We start from the raw sequence: 13612 nt of genomic DNA, 5'->3' as shown, positions 1-13612 counted from the left end.
ACACATTGATTATTTATCCTGATTGCCCACTGGAAACTGCGTGCCCGACGCATTTTTCACATCTTCTTCACCCATCGCTGAAGGCCTGAAACCTATCGTCGCCAGCACAGCAGGCAGCAGCCAGCCGAGCACCACATGCAAGGCTTCGCGCCCATCGCCGTCGTCGATTCTCTACCCAACCATCGGAGCCGTTCATGGCTATCGAAGTACCCTTGCGTGCCTCCCGCCCTTTTGATTTTCGCCTGGCGCTGGGCGCTCCCCTCGTGCTTATGGCGTTGATGTTGTGGCTATATCCACCTGCACTCGATTTCGCTCTTGCGCAACTGTTCTATGTGCCGGGCACCGGCTTCATCGGACGGCAGAGTTATTGGCTGGAAAATATCCTCCACGACCGCGCCAAACAGGCCGTGATCGCCTTCGCCGTACTGGCACTGGGCGGGTTCATCGCCAGCGTGTGTTCACCCAGGTTGCGTGAATGGCGCCGCCCCTTGGGTTACGTGGTGCTGGCAATGGCACTGACGACCTCAGTGGTCACCCCGCTCAAGGTGCTCACTGCCGTGCATTGCCCGTGGAGCCTGAAAGAGTTCGGTGGCCAGGAAACCTACACACCGCTGCTCAGCCCACGCGCCGAGACCCAGAAGCCCGGCCTGTGCTGGCCGGGAGGTCACGCCTCGAGCGGCTTCTCGCTGATTGCGCTGTTCTTCTTCTGGCGCGACCGCCGCCCACGCACCGCACGAATCGCGCTGGCCGTGGCGTTGGGATTGGGCGCGATTTTTTCCCTGGGCCGCATGGCACAGGGCGCGCATTTCCTGTCTCACAACATCTGGACGCTGCTGATCGACTGGCTGATCTGCGTGCTGTGTTATCGCTGGATTCTCTATCGCCCCGCGCCGTCCCAGGCTGTGCAAAGCCATGCCCTTGCGGCCCACGGAGATCGTTGAGATGAGCGCCAGGGGCGGTCCGTTCAAACAGGCGAGCCTGCTGCTGGGCCTGGCCTTGGCGGCCGCCCTGCTCAGCGGCTGCCAGACGACGCGAGAGCGGCTATTGGCCGAAGGCTACCCTGCGCCCTTCGCCAACGGCTTCGAAGACGGCTGCAGCAGTGGGCGCAACGCCGCGCAGGCGCTGGGCGAATTTCGCAAGAACGTCCCCGCCTACCTTGCCGATCGCCAATACGCCACCGGCTGGGACGACGGCTTTCGCCAATGCCAGGCCAGCGTCGCCGGCGAGCTGCAACGCCATATCGGCATCGACAGCAAGGCCGACCGTGATTGGCGGCACGCCAGGAATCAGGGCATGGGCAAAGCGCTTGGGCGAGCGTCGCGTGACTAGCACATCGGTTAGATGGCCGCCCTTTCGCGGCCATCGTTCGGATGCTGCGCATCGACGATCAGCGTCGCGCAGGCCAGGCGAATACGCGGCGCCACATGGTAGGCGCCATCGTCGTTATGGCGCAGGTAAAGGCGTTCACAGCTCCGGCACTGCCAGACTGCGCTTTGATTGTAGGGATAGAAGCGCGGGGCGATCGGCGCATCGTTCGACCAATAGCTGGTACCGGCTGGGTGATATTCATCAATGATGGACTCATCGGGCGAATACCGGGCCAGCGTCCCGAGTTGCACGAAGTCATCCTCGTGATAGCCCACCGGCCATGCGGCCCAGCCTTGCAGATCCCGTTGCAGGCAGTGACAGTCCAGGCTGATGGCAGACGCCTGGGTAGCCAGATCCTTGAGGGCCGCAGTATCGATGTATCGTTCCATCATCACCCGTTGCGCTCCTGAACATCCATGGAAATGACAGCCGCTTGCAATAACAAGCGGCCTGCCTGTGAGCGTGCACGGCGATTGCCACGCATTGCGTGACGTCCGTATCCATCCGCCAACAGCCCTTCCATTCTGCGAGATCCCAGAGCCTGCAACAAGGCGAAAAATATGCTGCGCCGTTTGCCTGGCCGCCGGACAGCAAGTGCGTTAAAAATGGCGGAAAAGACTGAATGCGATGTCTATGTGACGTGAAGAACATTGCCTTGTTGTCAGGCACCGCATGCCACTACCAATACGGAACGCTCATCGATGTACGAGAAACCCCACTGGCCGCTGACGCTCTACTTCGACGGGGACTGCCCCCTGTGCGCTCACGAGATCAAGGTTCTGAGCGGCCGCGCTTCACCCGATCGCCTTCGGTTCATCGACATTGCCGATCCGACGTTCGATCCGCAACCCCTGGGATTCACCCGCGCGCACATGGGGTCTTTGCTGCATGCGCGCTTCGCCGACGGAACGTGGGTCACCGGCCTTGACGCCACACTCTGGAGCTGGCGAGCTGCAGGCCTTGGCGCGTGGGCGGCACCGTTGTCATGGCGGTGGGCCCGGCCGCTGTTCAACGTAGGTTATCGCCTGTTCTGCCGCTGGCGCCCGCATCTGGCGTGGCTGCCCCACCCTGACGGCGCCGCGCGTTGCCGCGGCGACAGCTGTACGCTTCCTGGCACGGATCGTACATCGCGCAAGCGGCCGCCCTCTGATTCTCTTTGAGCGCCAGCGCGACCTTTTTCGCCCATTTGGCTGATAGTAAAACAACCTGTCAAACTCGCACCCGTTGCCAAAAATGACAACAAGCGTATGATTGAATTGAAGGCAAGGAATGCTTATGGACGTACTGAAGAGGGATCGGTTTGATGAAGCATGTCGAAGGCATCCAACGTGTTCCAATGCGCTCAAGACGTGCTATCGCGTGCTGTGCGCTCTCGAACCTGAAAATTACAACGATTTAGGTGCTGCGTTAGGTAACAGGCTTGATCTGTTCAAACCTCGTTCTGAAGCAGGATGGGTTGTGATTGATATTGGCGGTAACAAATTAAGGCTGATCGCTGGCATCAACTACGAGCGGCAGAAGTTATACGTAGAACATATCTATACACATGCGGAATACGACGTTGCAGACGATTGGTATGCCAGAAACAGTCAAGGAGTGAAGCCATGACCGCTGTGCTTGAAAATTCGCAAGCTATTCGCGCTGCTCTGGAGAGCCTTCAGCGGCTGGTTGAGCAACTTCGTGAATCTTTCGTTGGCGGAATCCATACGCCCGACGAGTACCAACGTGCGTCTATTCTGCTAGACGAACTGACCGATGGCCACAGCCTCAACAAGTACGAGACACAGGTCCTGATCGAGCTCGAGGAAGCTATCCAGACATACGAGCGCGACTCAGAACAATTCGCTGCTATCAATGCGAATCTGGCATCTGCAAGCACGCCAGTGCAGCTCTTACGCGACTTCATGGACGTACTAGGTCTTAGCGGTTCAGATCTGCCTGAAGTTGGAGACAGGCACGTAGTCTCCAAAGTGCTTGCGGGCACGCGTCCGATCAGCCACAAGATGGCCTATGCGTTGGCCGAGCGGTTCAGTACCAAACCGGATGTTTTCCTGGAGAGGCAAGATAGGTCTCACGTTGGAGCCTCATGCCAGGGGCGGTAGTGAGCAGTAAAAGTCGCCAAGACGACTCGCCCATACTCGCCAATAGGTAGCGGTTCATGTCAACGGACCGAATCAGCACAGATTAATCCATGCCTCTCGTTGTCGCAGGTTGTCCATGAACACGTTCGAAATCCACAGCTTCATCACTCGCTGGCACGCGCTGGGCCTGCCACGATCAACGCCATGGCAAGTGGCTCAGGACTGCGAAAACCAGGTTCTGACCTTGCTCGATCGTCTTGGCCGGGGTTATCGACGTCACGCAAACTGCGCCATTCACGAAAGCGCGGTGGTGGAAGAAGGCGCTGTACTCAAAGGCGCGATCATCATCGGTGAAGGAGCATTCGTCGCTGCGGGCGCGTACTTGCGTGGCGGTGTCTATCTGGGCAGCCACTGCATCGTGGGCCCCAGCTGCGAGTTGAAGAGCACCTTCATGCTGGACGGCAGCAAGCTGGCCCATTTCAATTTCGTCGGTGACTCGGTGATCGGCGAAAGAGTGAACATCGAGGCCGGTGCGATCATCGCCAATTACCGCAATGAACTGGACGGGGCAAACATTCGCATTCGCCATGGCGATGACGTCATCGAGACGGGCGTGAACAAGTTCGGTGCCCTGGTGGGCGACGGCTGCAAGATCGGCGCGAATGCGGTGATCGCACCCGGTGCGCTACTGCCGCCCAATACCCGTATCCCACGTCTGGGGTTGGTCGACCAGTTCGCCCACGGTTGATCAGGACGATGAATTGGATGCAAGCAAGGGACACACCTGCGCAGCCCGCTCCGCCAGCAAGGCACGCAGCCCCTGCATCTGCTCGATTCGGTCATCGAGCAGCGCGAGCTTTTCGGTAAACAACCGAGCCAGTACCTCGGCCGAAGCCTGACCACTGTTCCACAGCAACGGCAGGTTTTCACCGATTTCGCTCAGCGAAAACCCAAGCTGCTGGGCCAGCTTGATATAGCCCACCAGCTGCAGCGTCTGCTCCGGGTAGCTGCGGTAGCCATTGGCAGTACGCCGGGGCTTGATCAAGCCCTTCTCTTCGTAGAACCGCAATGCATCGATGGACACGCCCGTGCGTGCGGCTACCTGACCGATTCTCATGGCCTAATCCTTCTGTTGACTCTGGTCCTAGCACCAGGGTTTAGCCTGCGCGCTCGAACAGTGAGGGATAACCATGATCAGCGCAAAGACAAATCTGCAGACCGTCCGGCTCAGCGCCGGCTATGACCTACTGATGACAGCGGGCTTCATGACGCCTTGGACGGCGCTTTGGGTGTTCGACGGTTTAGCCGCGCTCTCCGATGCACTGGCATTGACCCGCCCGGTGCCCGTACTGGATGCGACCAGCCTGCTGTTCGCCAATCTGATGGGCAGCCTGGTGGTGGTTTGGTCACTGTGGCGCCTGCGACACCCCACTCGCCGCGCCGGCTTGTACGATGGGGTAGCCCGCGTGTTGTTCTCTGCGTGGCAGTTGTACGCGGTGGCACACGGCGCAAGCTTGTTGATCCTGGGCTTTACCTGCATGGAAATCGCATTCGCCGTGGCTCAGGGGTTGCCTGTGGATGATCCGCAGCGTGCTGCTCGATCCACCCGTGTTCTAGTGCACCACGGCCAGGCGCACGGCCACTGCCCCAAAAAAACGTAGAAACATTTTGAAACACGCGGCGCATCTCCCTACTCCAACGTCTTTCCCTCAAAGACTAATCCATGAAGACGCCCCGCCCTGCCGCACGTTTGGAACCGCTCGAGCAACTGCGCAACCTGAAGATGGCGCGTTCCGCCCACGCCTATGTGCGGGGCAGCACGGTGCAGTTCTATGAATGGCTGCAGTCCCAGTCGGGTCGGCGGTTACCCAGCGGGCCGCCGGTGTGGATCTGCGGCGACTGCCATGCCGGCAATCTGGGCCCGACCGGGGATTCGAAGGGCCGCATCGATATCCACATCCGCGACCTGGACCAGACGGTCATCGGCAATCCCGTGCATGACCTGGTTCGGCTCGGCTTGTCCCTGGCGACCGCCGCGCGCGGATCGGACCTGCCTGGCGTGGCCACCGCGCGCATGCTCGAAGAGATGATGGTGGGCTATGAGCAGGCCTTCAAGAACGACCATGACGAAGAGCCGCAACGCCCGGCACAGGTGAAGGCCGGCATGCGCAGCGCCGTGCAGCGCACGTGGAAACACCTGGCTCAGGAGCGCATTGAGGACATGCGTCCGACCATTCCATTGGGCAAGCATTTCTGGGCCTTGTCCAAGACCGAACGCAGCGCCATCAAGACGCTGTGCGCCACCGACGAGATCCACGACCTGGTCACCTCGCTGAAAGGCCGGTCGGGCAGCGACAATGTCGAGTTGCTCGATTCGGCGTACTGGGTCAAGGGGTGCAGCTCCCTGGGTCTGAAACGCTACGCCGTGCTGCTGGGCGTGGGCGACGACGACGATCAGGAGCTCTGCCTTCTGGACATCAAGGAAGCCGTGGCGGCCGCAGCGCCGCGTACCGTTCGTGCGGGCATGCCGCGGGACAACGGCAAGCGCGTGGTCGAAGGCGCCCGGCATCTGTCACCGGGGCTGGGCAATCGCATGCTGGCCACCCGTATGCTCGACCATGGCTTCTTCATTCGCGAACTGCTGCCCCAGGACATGAAGCTCGAGCTCGATCAGTTGAGCGAAACCGAAGCCATGCGTGCGGCGAGCTACCTGGCCAGCGTCGTCGGCACGGCCCATGCCCGGCAGATGGACCTTTCGACCAGAGCCGCCTGGATCCGCGAATTGCAAACCAACCGCTCCAATACCCTGGATGCGCCTTCCTGGCTATGGTCCAGCGTGGTACATCTGGTGGGCAGCCATGAACAAGGCTACCTGGAACACTGTCGCCGCTACGCGCTGCAGAATTGAACATCGGCGCTTGCGTCGAGGACTAATTTGAAACCTTGCGCAGCCCCTCACTCAGGAACCCCGTGTATGCATATTCTTCACATTGCCAGCTCGCCTCGCGGGGAGCGTTCGGCCTCCCTGAAACTGGCCGACCGCTACCTCGAAACGGCTGCATCGATTGCGCCGGACACTACCGTCGACGTACTGGATGTCTGGACCACCGACCTGCTGCCGTTCGACGGCCCCGCGTTGAAAGCCAAATACGCGGACTTGGAGGGTGTAGAAATGACCGCCGAGCAGGCGGCTGTCTGGAAACAGATCCACGCCCTGGGCGAGCGATTCCATCGTGCTGACGTGATTGTGTTCAGTGTGCCCATGTGGAATTTCGGCGTGCCCTACCGTCTCAAGCATCTGATCGACTCGGTGTCACAGCGCGGCGTGCTGTTCGACTTCGACGACAAGGGCATGGTCGGCCTGCTCAAAGGCAAGAAAGTGGTGGTACTGGCCACCCGTGGAGTGGCGCTTGGTGAAGATTACCCCACCGAAGACTTCGACCATCAGGTGGCTTTTCTGCGGACCTGGGCCCGCATGGTAGGTATTCCCGCCATCGACACGGTGGAATCGGAAGGTACCCTTGGCGATGCCGCAACCGCCGAGGCCAATTTCACCGCCGCCCTCGATGCGGCTGCGAAGCTGGCCACGACTCTGGCTTCCTCAGGCAGCCAGCCCCGCTAGACCTCGGTCTGTCGATCCGCCGCCGAGCGCGGATCGACACCGTTTCTTCCTCGCTACACCTTGAATCGCGATACCACGGTACGCAGTTCCGTCGCCAACAAGGTGAGTTCTTCCGCCGTCACCGCGTTGTCTTCGATCCCTTCCATCAACGCCAGGCTGCCATTGCGGATTTCGGTCACGTTGCGGTTGATGTCTTCGGACACGGCATGTTGCTGAACGGCGGCGCTGGCGATCTGGGTGTTCATGCCGACGATCTGCTCGACACCCTCGCTAATGGCATCCAGGCTGTTCGACGCCGCATCGGCCGACTGCAAGCACTCTTGGGCGCGCTGCCTGCCGGCCTTCATCTGCTCGACAGCAGCCGAGGTGGCCGATTGCAGCTCCTGGATAATCCGGCGGATTTCCTCGGTCGAGTTCTGCGTGCGTGAAGCCAGGGTCCGCACCTCGTCGGCGACCACGGCAAAGCCACGGCCCTGTTCCCCGGCACGGGCGGCTTCGATGGCCGCATTGAGGGCCAGCAGGTTGGTCTGGTCGGCGATATTGCGAATCACCTCGATGACCCCGCCGATCTGCTGGCTGTGCTGGGCCAGCGCCGAGACTTTCTGCGCGCTGCGCTCCACTTCGTCGGCCAGAGACTCAATGGTGACTTTGGTTTCGTGCATCTGTGCCAGGCCGGCATGGGTGGACTGGCTGGCCTGCCCGGCAGCGTGGGCGGCGCCTTCGGTGTTCTGCGCCACGTCGGCAACGCTGGCGGTCATCTCGTTGATGGCCGTGGCCACTTGTTCGGTCTCGCCTTGCTGAGTGCTCATCGCGCGCTTGGCACTGTCGATGGAGACACCCATGCGCGCAGCGGCGTCGGAAACGGACTGCGAGCTGCGCTCGACCTGGGTCAGCGAGCTGCCGAAGGCTTGTACCATGCGGTTCAGGCTGTTGCCCACGTCGGCCATTTCGTCTTTTCCGCGAACCTGGACGCGTGTGCTCAAGTCACCTTGGGCGATGAGCTGGGTGGCCTGCAGCACATCTTGAATGCTGCGACGCATGGCACTGTAGATGCCGCAGAAAACGTACACCAGCAACAAGCCGACGACAGCGAACATGCCGAGAATGAACAGGCGTTCCGATGTCTTTTCCTGAGCCCGATAGGCCAGGCGGTTGAGCAGCTCTTCCTGCAGCGTGTCTTGCGCCTTGTACAGCTCGGCCACCACCGTGTTGCCCTTGGCGGGTACGTTCTGCACGTTGACCAGCGTATCGCTGGTGGAGGACGTGACCGCATCAAGATCGGCACGGAAGCCGGTCAGGCTCATGAACGCACTGTCGATGGGTGCCTGAATGCGATCGGCCAGCGCGGGCTCTCGGCGACGCAGCAATTCCAGGCTTTGCTGCAACTCCTTGTGGATCAGCAACTCGTTCTTGAGCATCGACTTGATCACGCCACGCGTTGCCGGGCTCAACGGCTGCCCTTCACGCAGCCCGCTGGCCAACCCACGCAATTGCCCGACGATGTTGATCTGCCGGGGCAAACGTAGCGTACTCAGGTCGATCATGAACAGCGAGGCGTAATCCTCATCCAGCACCATGCCGGAGGTGGCCGAAACGTAGTAGACGAAATTGAGCGTCTCGGTCAGTTGGTCGTTCCATCCATCGAACATGCCGCTCGGATCGACGCCGGGCTTGGCCGACGACATCAAGCGCGTAGCCGAGGCATGCAGGCGCTCCACGCGATCGCCGGTCTGCAAGGCGTCGTTGAACTGGCCATCGGTGGTCGCCAGTTTCGAGAACGCAGCCTCGATCTTCGCCTGGTTGGCCAGGACATCAGCCTGCGCGGTCTGGTCGCCGCTGAGCAAACGGTTGGTCAACGCGCGTTGCATCATGGACAGGCGCAGGATCGGCGTTACATCCAGCAGGTAGCGCTGGCCGGTCTGCTCCGAGCGTATGACCGCCAGGCTGTCATTGAGCTGAACGATGAAGCGGGTACCGAGCAGGAGCAGCGGGACCAGAACGATGAAGGCAAGTACCGCGAATTTTGTCGGGAAGCGTAGCCGGTTGGCCAATGTGACGGCAGGAGCAAGGATGTTCATAAAGTTCTCACAGCCCGGAATGGGTCGGTTTGTTGTGGGTCTTGGGTGAGAACGGTCCATTTTCTCGGACGCCGGGCTCTGTCTGGCCCTTTGGCTGATCACAAGTGTTCTGTGGTCAAACGTGCGTATCGGTAGGCATCGAGATAACTTTACAAAAAATTGTACAATTAATTATTTTTGTATGACTTTTGAACCTTATGTTTTGACCGATGTCATTGCGACATCACTGCAGCCGCATAAAATAAAGATTGAATCCTCACAGAAAATGTTATTTAAATAACACAAATAACAGCCGTGGATGCTTCCGTCGGCGCTGGCGAGGTCACAACAACAATGAGCAAGATTGCAGTCATCGGCAGCAACATGGTCGATCTGATTACCTACATCGATCGCATGCCTGCCCAGGGTGAAACCCTCGAAGCACCCCGTTTCGCCATGGGCTGTGGTGGCAAAGGCGCCAATCAGGCTGCGGCTGCGGCGCTGCTGGGGGCTGACGTGCTGATGCTGAGCAAGGTGGGCGACGACGGCTTCGCCGACACCACCCTGGCCAATTTCCAACGCCTGGGTATCGACTCGCGCTTCGTCGAGCGCGTACCGGGCGTATCCAGCGGCGTTGCACCGATCTTCGTCCAGGAGAACTCCCACAACAGCATCCTGATCGTCAAAGGCGCCAACGCGCACCTGCAGCCAGCCGACATCGACCGCGCCGAGGCACAGCTACGCGACTGCGCCTTGATCGTGCTGCAGCTGGAAATCGAACTGGCAACCGTCTACCACGCCATCGAATTCGCCCGTCGCCATGCCATCGCCGTGCTGCTCAACCCCGCCCCTGCCCTGGCCGGTCTGAGCAACGACCACCTGGCGCTGCTGGACTTCCTGATCCCCAACGAAAGCGAACTGGCCCTCATCAGCGGGTTGCCGGTGACCTCTGCCGAAGAAGCTGCACAGGCGGCGCGGACATTGGTGGCCAAGGGCATGCGCCACGTCATCGTCACCTTGGGCGAGCAAGGCGCTTTGTACGTGGGCGCCGAAGGCGAGTGGCAGGTTCCCGGGGTCAAGGTCGAGGCACGCGACACCAGTGGCGCAGGCGATGCCTTCATCGGTTGCTTTGCCCGTCACTGGAGTCAGGACCGAGATATTCGCCAGGCAATGCACCAGGCGGTGGCCTACTCCGCCTGTTCGGTCACCGGCCTGGGCACACAATCTTCCTACCCCGATGCGGCTACGTTCGCACGGTTTCTCGATACATCGGCCCGCTGAACCTCACCAGCACTCTCGCGGAGAACAATAATGAATAAGCCTGCGCTGCAACAAACCCCGGACGGGTTCTACCTGAACCGCACGCCGTGGTTCGCCTTCATCCTGCTGTGTCTGATCTTCGCCCTGTGGGCCGCTGCGGCCGGCATGAACGATGTGCTCATCGCTCACTTCAAGAAGGCCTTCCTGCTCAGCGACTTCCAGTCGGCTTTCGTCCAGTCGGCGTTCTACCTGGGCTACTTCTTCGTTGCCATACCGGCGGCACTGGTGGTGCGTCGCTTCAGCTACAAGACCACGATCCTCATTGGCCTGATGCTCTACCTGTTCGGCTGCGCGTTGTTCTTCCCGGCGGCGTCCACCGCCAAGTACGGCATGTTTCTGATCGCGCTGTTCGTCATCGCAGCCGGCCTGTCGTTCCTGGAAACCGCGTGCAACACCTATTCGACCCTGATGGGGCCGCGGAAGACCGGCACGCGACGCCTGAACATCTCCCAGACCTTCCACCCGTTCGGCGCCATGACCGGGGTCTACGTTGGCAGCTTCGTGATGTTCAAGGACACCGACGCCACCCACGAGCAGTTGACCCAGATGAGCACCAGCGAGGCGGCGGTGCAGCAGTTACAGATGATCCAGTCCACCTTGCTGCCGTACAAATGGATGATCGCCGTGCTCATCCTGATGTTCATCCTCATTGCCATCACCCGTTTTCCGGCCTGCAAGGGCAACCGTAGCGCCAGCGAACCCCGGGCCAGCCTTGGCGAAAGCCTGGGCCGCCTGCGCCGCAATCCGCGCTTCTGTTTCGGCGTGCTGGCGCAATTCCTCTATGTAGGCGCCCAGGTGGGTGTGTGGAGCTTCACCATTCGCCTGGCCATGCAGATGGGCGGCATGAACGAACGCAGCGCCTCGTGGTTCCTGCTGATCACCTTCGCTGCCTACTTCGTCGGCAAGCTGGTCGCCAACCTGCTGATGCGCAAGATGCACCCAGCCAAGGTGCTCGCGCTGTATGGCGTGCTGTGCATCCTGCTGCTGGCCTATACCATTCTGGTCCCGAACATCACGGCGGTGTACGCGGCCGTTGGGGTCAGCGTCTTTCTCGGTCCTTGCTGGCCGACCATCTACGGCCTGACCATCGACGGGCTCGGTGAAGACACCGGCGTCGGCGGTTCGCTGCTGGTGATGAGCATCGTCGGCGGCGGTGTGATCCCGATCTTCCAGGGCCTGCTCAGCGACGCCAACAACGGCAATATGCAGATCGCCTACACAGTGCCGCTGCTGTGCTTCGTGGCCATCGTGATGTACGCGGTGCGCTGCATGCGCCAGCCACAACCGGTGCTGAACGGCTCACCTGCGGCGGTGGTGCAATGAGTGCCGACCACCTGCGCCTGCCGCTGTACCCACAGTTGTGGGACAACGCCAGCCGGACCCTGCTCGAGTCGCGCCATTTCAGCGTACGCGCCTGGACCTACCCCAGCGGGGTCAAGGCGCTGTCGCTGGAGAACAGCCGCGGCAAGTTGGTGATATTGCCCTGGCAGGGGCAGATGATCTGGTCGGCCGAGTTCGATGGCCATGACCTGACCATGCGCAACATGTTCAGCCAGCCCCGCCCTACTGCCAGCGTGATCGGCACCTATGGCTGCTTCATGTTTCACAGTGGCTTGCTGCGCAACGGCTGCCCAGGGCCGGAGGATGACCACGCGCTGCACGGCGAAATGCCCTGCGCGCCGATGGACGAGGCCTGGCTGGAAACGGGCGAAGACGAGCACGGCGTCTACTTGCGCCTGGGCGGCACGTATGAATACGTACAAGGTTTTGGCGACCACTACCGAGCCAGCCCCAGCGTGACCCTGCGCCCGGCCAGCGGGCTGTTTGACATCGGCATGCACGTGGTCAACCTGGCGGGCAAGCCCATGGACCTGATGTACATGGCCCACATGAACTACGCCTATGTCGAAGGCGCGCGGCTGAGCCAGCCGTTGGGCTGCGAACGCACCCGCGTGCGCGCCAGCGTACCGGCCCATGTGCGGCCGACGCCGGCCTGGACCGACTACATGGCACACCTGAGCGAAGACCCGACGCGCCTTGCAGTACTCGACTCCCCTGCGCTGTACGACCCGGAAATCGTCTGCTTCTTCGATGACGTGCGCAGCGATGCCGATGGCCAGGCGCACTTCTTTCTGGAGCATCCCGATGGCGCGGCCTTCTACACCCGCTACAGCCCTCGCCAGTTCGACCACGCGGCGCGCTGGATCCTGCACAACGCGGACCAGCAGGTAGCGGCGTTCGTCTTGCCTGCCACCTGCGAGCCTGAGGGTTACCGCGCCGAACAGGCCAAGGGCAACGTCCGCAGCGTGGCACCCGGTGCGCGCGCCGAATTCAGCGTGCGCACCGGTTTTCTCGGAGTGGCGGAACGGCGGGCGTTGCCCACGTGAGCGGTCTACAACACCAGCTGGGCGCCGCCCGCCTGGATGGCTTCGCGGTAGGCACGGGGGATTTTCTTGTCACTGACCACGCACTGGAAGTCGCTCAACGCGCCAAAGTGCGCCGTGCGCACGGCGTCGAACTTGGAGTGATCGGCCAGCAGCAGGCATTGCCGCGCCTGGCGCATGACTTTCTGCTTGACCTCCACCTCGTGGAAATTGAAGCAGGTGACGCCACACTCCAGGCTGATCCCGGCGGCGGACACGAACGCCCAGGTCAAGCGCACGCCATCCAGAATACTGGCTTCGGCCTGGCTCTCGAACACCTGGTTCTTGCGGTGAAAGACACCGCCACACAGGACGATGCTGCAGTGGGGTTTGTGTTGCAGCTTGAGCAGGACGTTCAGCGAATTGCATACCGCGGTGAACTCCAGATCGTCGGGAATGAAGTCGACCACGAAAGGGACCGTCGTCCCGCAATCGAAGAACACCGTATCACCCGGCTGGATGAAAGCGGCGGCCAGCTTGCCGATCCGGCGCTTTTCCTCGACGTGCCGGGTGTCCTGCTCGCTGACCCGGTAATCCCCGGGCTCCGGATCGTCGTGGGCGCGGGTGATGTAGCCGCCCAGCAGACGCAGCTGTTGCGGATGCCGACTCAGGTCGCGGCGCAAGGTCATTTCGGACACGTCGAGCAGCGCGGCCATTTCGCGCAGATGAACGGCCTTCTGGTCTTGCAGGACCTGTTGGATCTGTTTGATTCGATTGGTTTTCTTGACGTCCACGGGCATG

At 61.1% G+C, this 13612-nt stretch carries 16 protein-coding genes; 12 read left to right on the top strand and 4 right to left on the bottom strand.

The genetic code is table 11. The features are described 5' to 3' along the window. Positions 1–194 precede the first annotated feature (194 nt). Together LT40_RS08075 and LT40_RS08070 are read left to right on the top strand one after the other, a co-directional pair. The gene (locus LT40_RS08075; RefSeq protein WP_043188638.1) at positions 195–941 is read left to right on the top strand and encodes a phosphatase PAP2 family protein; all 747 of its coding nucleotides are present in this window, start codon (positions 195–197) and stop codon (positions 939–941) included. Between the two features lies 1 nt (position 942). Continuing rightward, positions 943–1329: a hypothetical protein gene (locus LT40_RS08070; RefSeq protein ID WP_043188635.1), complete on the top strand. Its 387-nt coding sequence runs from the start codon at positions 943–945 to the stop codon at positions 1327–1329. 8 nt (positions 1330–1337) lie between these two features. Here the strand turns inward: LT40_RS08070 and LT40_RS08065 are convergent, their stop codons facing one another. Beyond that, entirely contained in the window at positions 1338–1760 is a 423-nt protein-coding gene (locus LT40_RS08065; RefSeq protein ID WP_043188631.1) for a hypothetical protein, read from the bottom strand. A 309-nt stretch (positions 1761–2069) separates the two neighbouring features. Here LT40_RS08065 and LT40_RS08060 point away from each other — a divergent pair, with 309 nt between their 5' ends. The 4 genes from LT40_RS08060 (at position 2070) to LT40_RS08045 (ending at position 4197) form a co-directional block, all read left to right on the top strand. Next, positions 2070–2528: a thiol-disulfide oxidoreductase DCC family protein gene (locus LT40_RS08060; protein ID WP_043188627.1), complete on the top strand. Its 459-nt coding sequence runs from the start codon at positions 2070–2072 to the stop codon at positions 2526–2528. A 115-nt stretch (positions 2529–2643) separates the two neighbouring features. After that, positions 2644–2976 (top strand): type II toxin-antitoxin system HigB family toxin, encoded by a 333-nt coding sequence (locus tag LT40_RS08055; protein ID WP_043188623.1) that lies wholly within the window; start codon positions 2644–2646, stop codon positions 2974–2976. Further along, positions 2973–3470 carry a helix-turn-helix domain-containing protein gene (locus LT40_RS08050; RefSeq protein WP_052393331.1) on the top strand — a complete coding sequence of 166 codons (498 nt, stop codon included), beginning with the start codon at positions 2973–2975 and terminating at the stop codon, positions 3468–3470. The genes LT40_RS08055 and LT40_RS08050 overlap by 4 nt, the downstream gene beginning before the upstream one ends. Before the next feature lie 115 nt (positions 3471–3585). After that, entirely contained in the window at positions 3586–4197 is a 612-nt protein-coding gene (locus LT40_RS08045; protein ID WP_043188620.1) for an LbetaH domain-containing protein, read from the top strand. On the opposite strand, the gene LT40_RS08040 is transcribed toward LT40_RS08045, so the two are convergent. Next, entirely contained in the window at positions 4198–4566 is a 369-nt protein-coding gene (locus LT40_RS08040) for a MerR family transcriptional regulator (protein ID WP_043188616.1), read from the bottom strand. A gap of 73 nt (positions 4567–4639) precedes the next feature. On the opposite strand from LT40_RS08040, the gene LT40_RS08035 reads away from it, so the two are divergent. From LT40_RS08035 to LT40_RS08025, 3 genes are all read left to right on the top strand, one after another. Then, the gene (locus tag LT40_RS08035; RefSeq protein ID WP_193385572.1) at positions 4640–5110 is read left to right on the top strand and encodes a hypothetical protein; all 471 of its coding nucleotides are present in this window, start codon (positions 4640–4642) and stop codon (positions 5108–5110) included. Between the two features lie 62 nt (positions 5111–5172). Continuing rightward, complete coding sequence (locus LT40_RS08030) at positions 5173–6357, top strand: DUF2252 domain-containing protein (protein ID WP_043188612.1); 1185 nt, start codon at positions 5173–5175, stop codon at positions 6355–6357. Positions 6358–6423: 66 nt separating this feature from the next. After that, positions 6424–7071: an FMN-dependent NADH-azoreductase gene (locus tag LT40_RS08025; RefSeq protein ID WP_043188607.1), complete on the top strand. Its 648-nt coding sequence runs from the start codon at positions 6424–6426 to the stop codon at positions 7069–7071. A 53-nt stretch (positions 7072–7124) separates the two neighbouring features. Here the strand turns inward: LT40_RS08025 and LT40_RS08020 are convergent, their stop codons facing one another. Next, positions 7125–9149, bottom strand: coding sequence for a methyl-accepting chemotaxis protein (locus LT40_RS08020; RefSeq protein WP_043188604.1), 2025 nt, complete (start codon positions 9147–9149; stop codon positions 7125–7127). Between the two features lie 333 nt (positions 9150–9482). Between LT40_RS08020 and rbsK the strand changes: the two genes are divergently transcribed. Genes rbsK through LT40_RS08005 form a run of 3 tightly spaced genes read left to right on the top strand, consistent with a single transcriptional unit; the run spans position 9483 to position 12835 of the window. Beyond that, the gene (gene rbsK / locus LT40_RS08015; RefSeq protein ID WP_043188601.1) at positions 9483–10409 is read left to right on the top strand and encodes a ribokinase; all 927 of its coding nucleotides are present in this window, start codon (positions 9483–9485) and stop codon (positions 10407–10409) included. A gap of 30 nt (positions 10410–10439) precedes the next feature. Continuing rightward, positions 10440–11771, top strand: coding sequence for an L-fucose:H+ symporter permease (fucP, locus tag LT40_RS08010; protein WP_043188598.1), 1332 nt, complete (start codon positions 10440–10442; stop codon positions 11769–11771). After that, positions 11768–12835, top strand: a complete 1068-nt coding sequence (locus LT40_RS08005) for an aldose 1-epimerase family protein (protein ID WP_043188595.1) — start codon at positions 11768–11770, stop codon at positions 12833–12835. The genes fucP and LT40_RS08005 overlap by 4 nt, the downstream gene beginning before the upstream one ends. Before the next feature lie 5 nt (positions 12836–12840). On the opposite strand, the gene deoR is transcribed toward LT40_RS08005, so the two are convergent. Continuing rightward, on the bottom strand, positions 12841–13611 hold the full coding sequence (deoR, locus tag LT40_RS08000; protein WP_084139748.1) for a DNA-binding transcriptional repressor DeoR: 771 nt from the start codon (positions 13609–13611) through the stop codon (positions 12841–12843). Between the last annotated feature and the right edge of the window lies 1 nt (position 13612).

The sequence above is a fragment of the Pseudomonas rhizosphaerae genome, from assembly GCF_000761155.1.
Taxonomy (GTDB): Bacteria; Pseudomonadota; Gammaproteobacteria; order Pseudomonadales; family Pseudomonadaceae; genus Aquipseudomonas; species Aquipseudomonas rhizosphaerae.
Note: the sequence above shows the minus strand (reverse complement) of the source record. Positions and strands in the feature narration are given on the sequence as shown.

Coding starts and splice junctions, on each gene's coding strand:
- LT40_RS08075 (WP_043188638.1), top strand. CDS start 195: ATGGCTATCGAAGTACCCTTGCGTGCCTCCCGCCCTTTTGATTTTCGC.
- LT40_RS08070 (WP_043188635.1), top strand. CDS start 943: ATGAGCGCCAGGGGCGGTCCGTTCAAACAGGCGAGCCTGCTGCTGGGC.
- LT40_RS08065 (WP_043188631.1), bottom strand. CDS start 1,760: ATGATGGAACGATACATCGATACTGCGGCCCTCAAGGATCTGGCTACC.
- LT40_RS08060 (WP_043188627.1), top strand. CDS start 2,070: ATGTACGAGAAACCCCACTGGCCGCTGACGCTCTACTTCGACGGGGAC.
- LT40_RS08055 (WP_043188623.1), top strand. CDS start 2,644: ATGGACGTACTGAAGAGGGATCGGTTTGATGAAGCATGTCGAAGGCAT.
- LT40_RS08050 (WP_052393331.1), top strand. CDS start 2,973: ATGACCGCTGTGCTTGAAAATTCGCAAGCTATTCGCGCTGCTCTGGAG.
- LT40_RS08045 (WP_043188620.1), top strand. CDS start 3,586: ATGAACACGTTCGAAATCCACAGCTTCATCACTCGCTGGCACGCGCTG.
- LT40_RS08040 (WP_043188616.1), bottom strand. CDS start 4,566: ATGAGAATCGGTCAGGTAGCCGCACGCACGGGCGTGTCCATCGATGCA.
- LT40_RS08035 (WP_193385572.1), top strand. CDS start 4,640: ATGATCAGCGCAAAGACAAATCTGCAGACCGTCCGGCTCAGCGCCGGC.
- LT40_RS08030 (WP_043188612.1), top strand. CDS start 5,173: ATGAAGACGCCCCGCCCTGCCGCACGTTTGGAACCGCTCGAGCAACTG.
- LT40_RS08025 (WP_043188607.1), top strand. CDS start 6,424: ATGCATATTCTTCACATTGCCAGCTCGCCTCGCGGGGAGCGTTCGGCC.
- LT40_RS08020 (WP_043188604.1), bottom strand. CDS start 9,149: ATGAACATCCTTGCTCCTGCCGTCACATTGGCCAACCGGCTACGCTTC.
- rbsK (WP_043188601.1), top strand. CDS start 9,483: ATGAGCAAGATTGCAGTCATCGGCAGCAACATGGTCGATCTGATTACC.
- fucP (WP_043188598.1), top strand. CDS start 10,440: ATGAATAAGCCTGCGCTGCAACAAACCCCGGACGGGTTCTACCTGAAC.
- LT40_RS08005 (WP_043188595.1), top strand. CDS start 11,768: ATGAGTGCCGACCACCTGCGCCTGCCGCTGTACCCACAGTTGTGGGAC.
- deoR (WP_084139748.1), bottom strand. CDS start 13,611: ATGCCCGTGGACGTCAAGAAAACCAATCGAATCAAACAGATCCAACAG.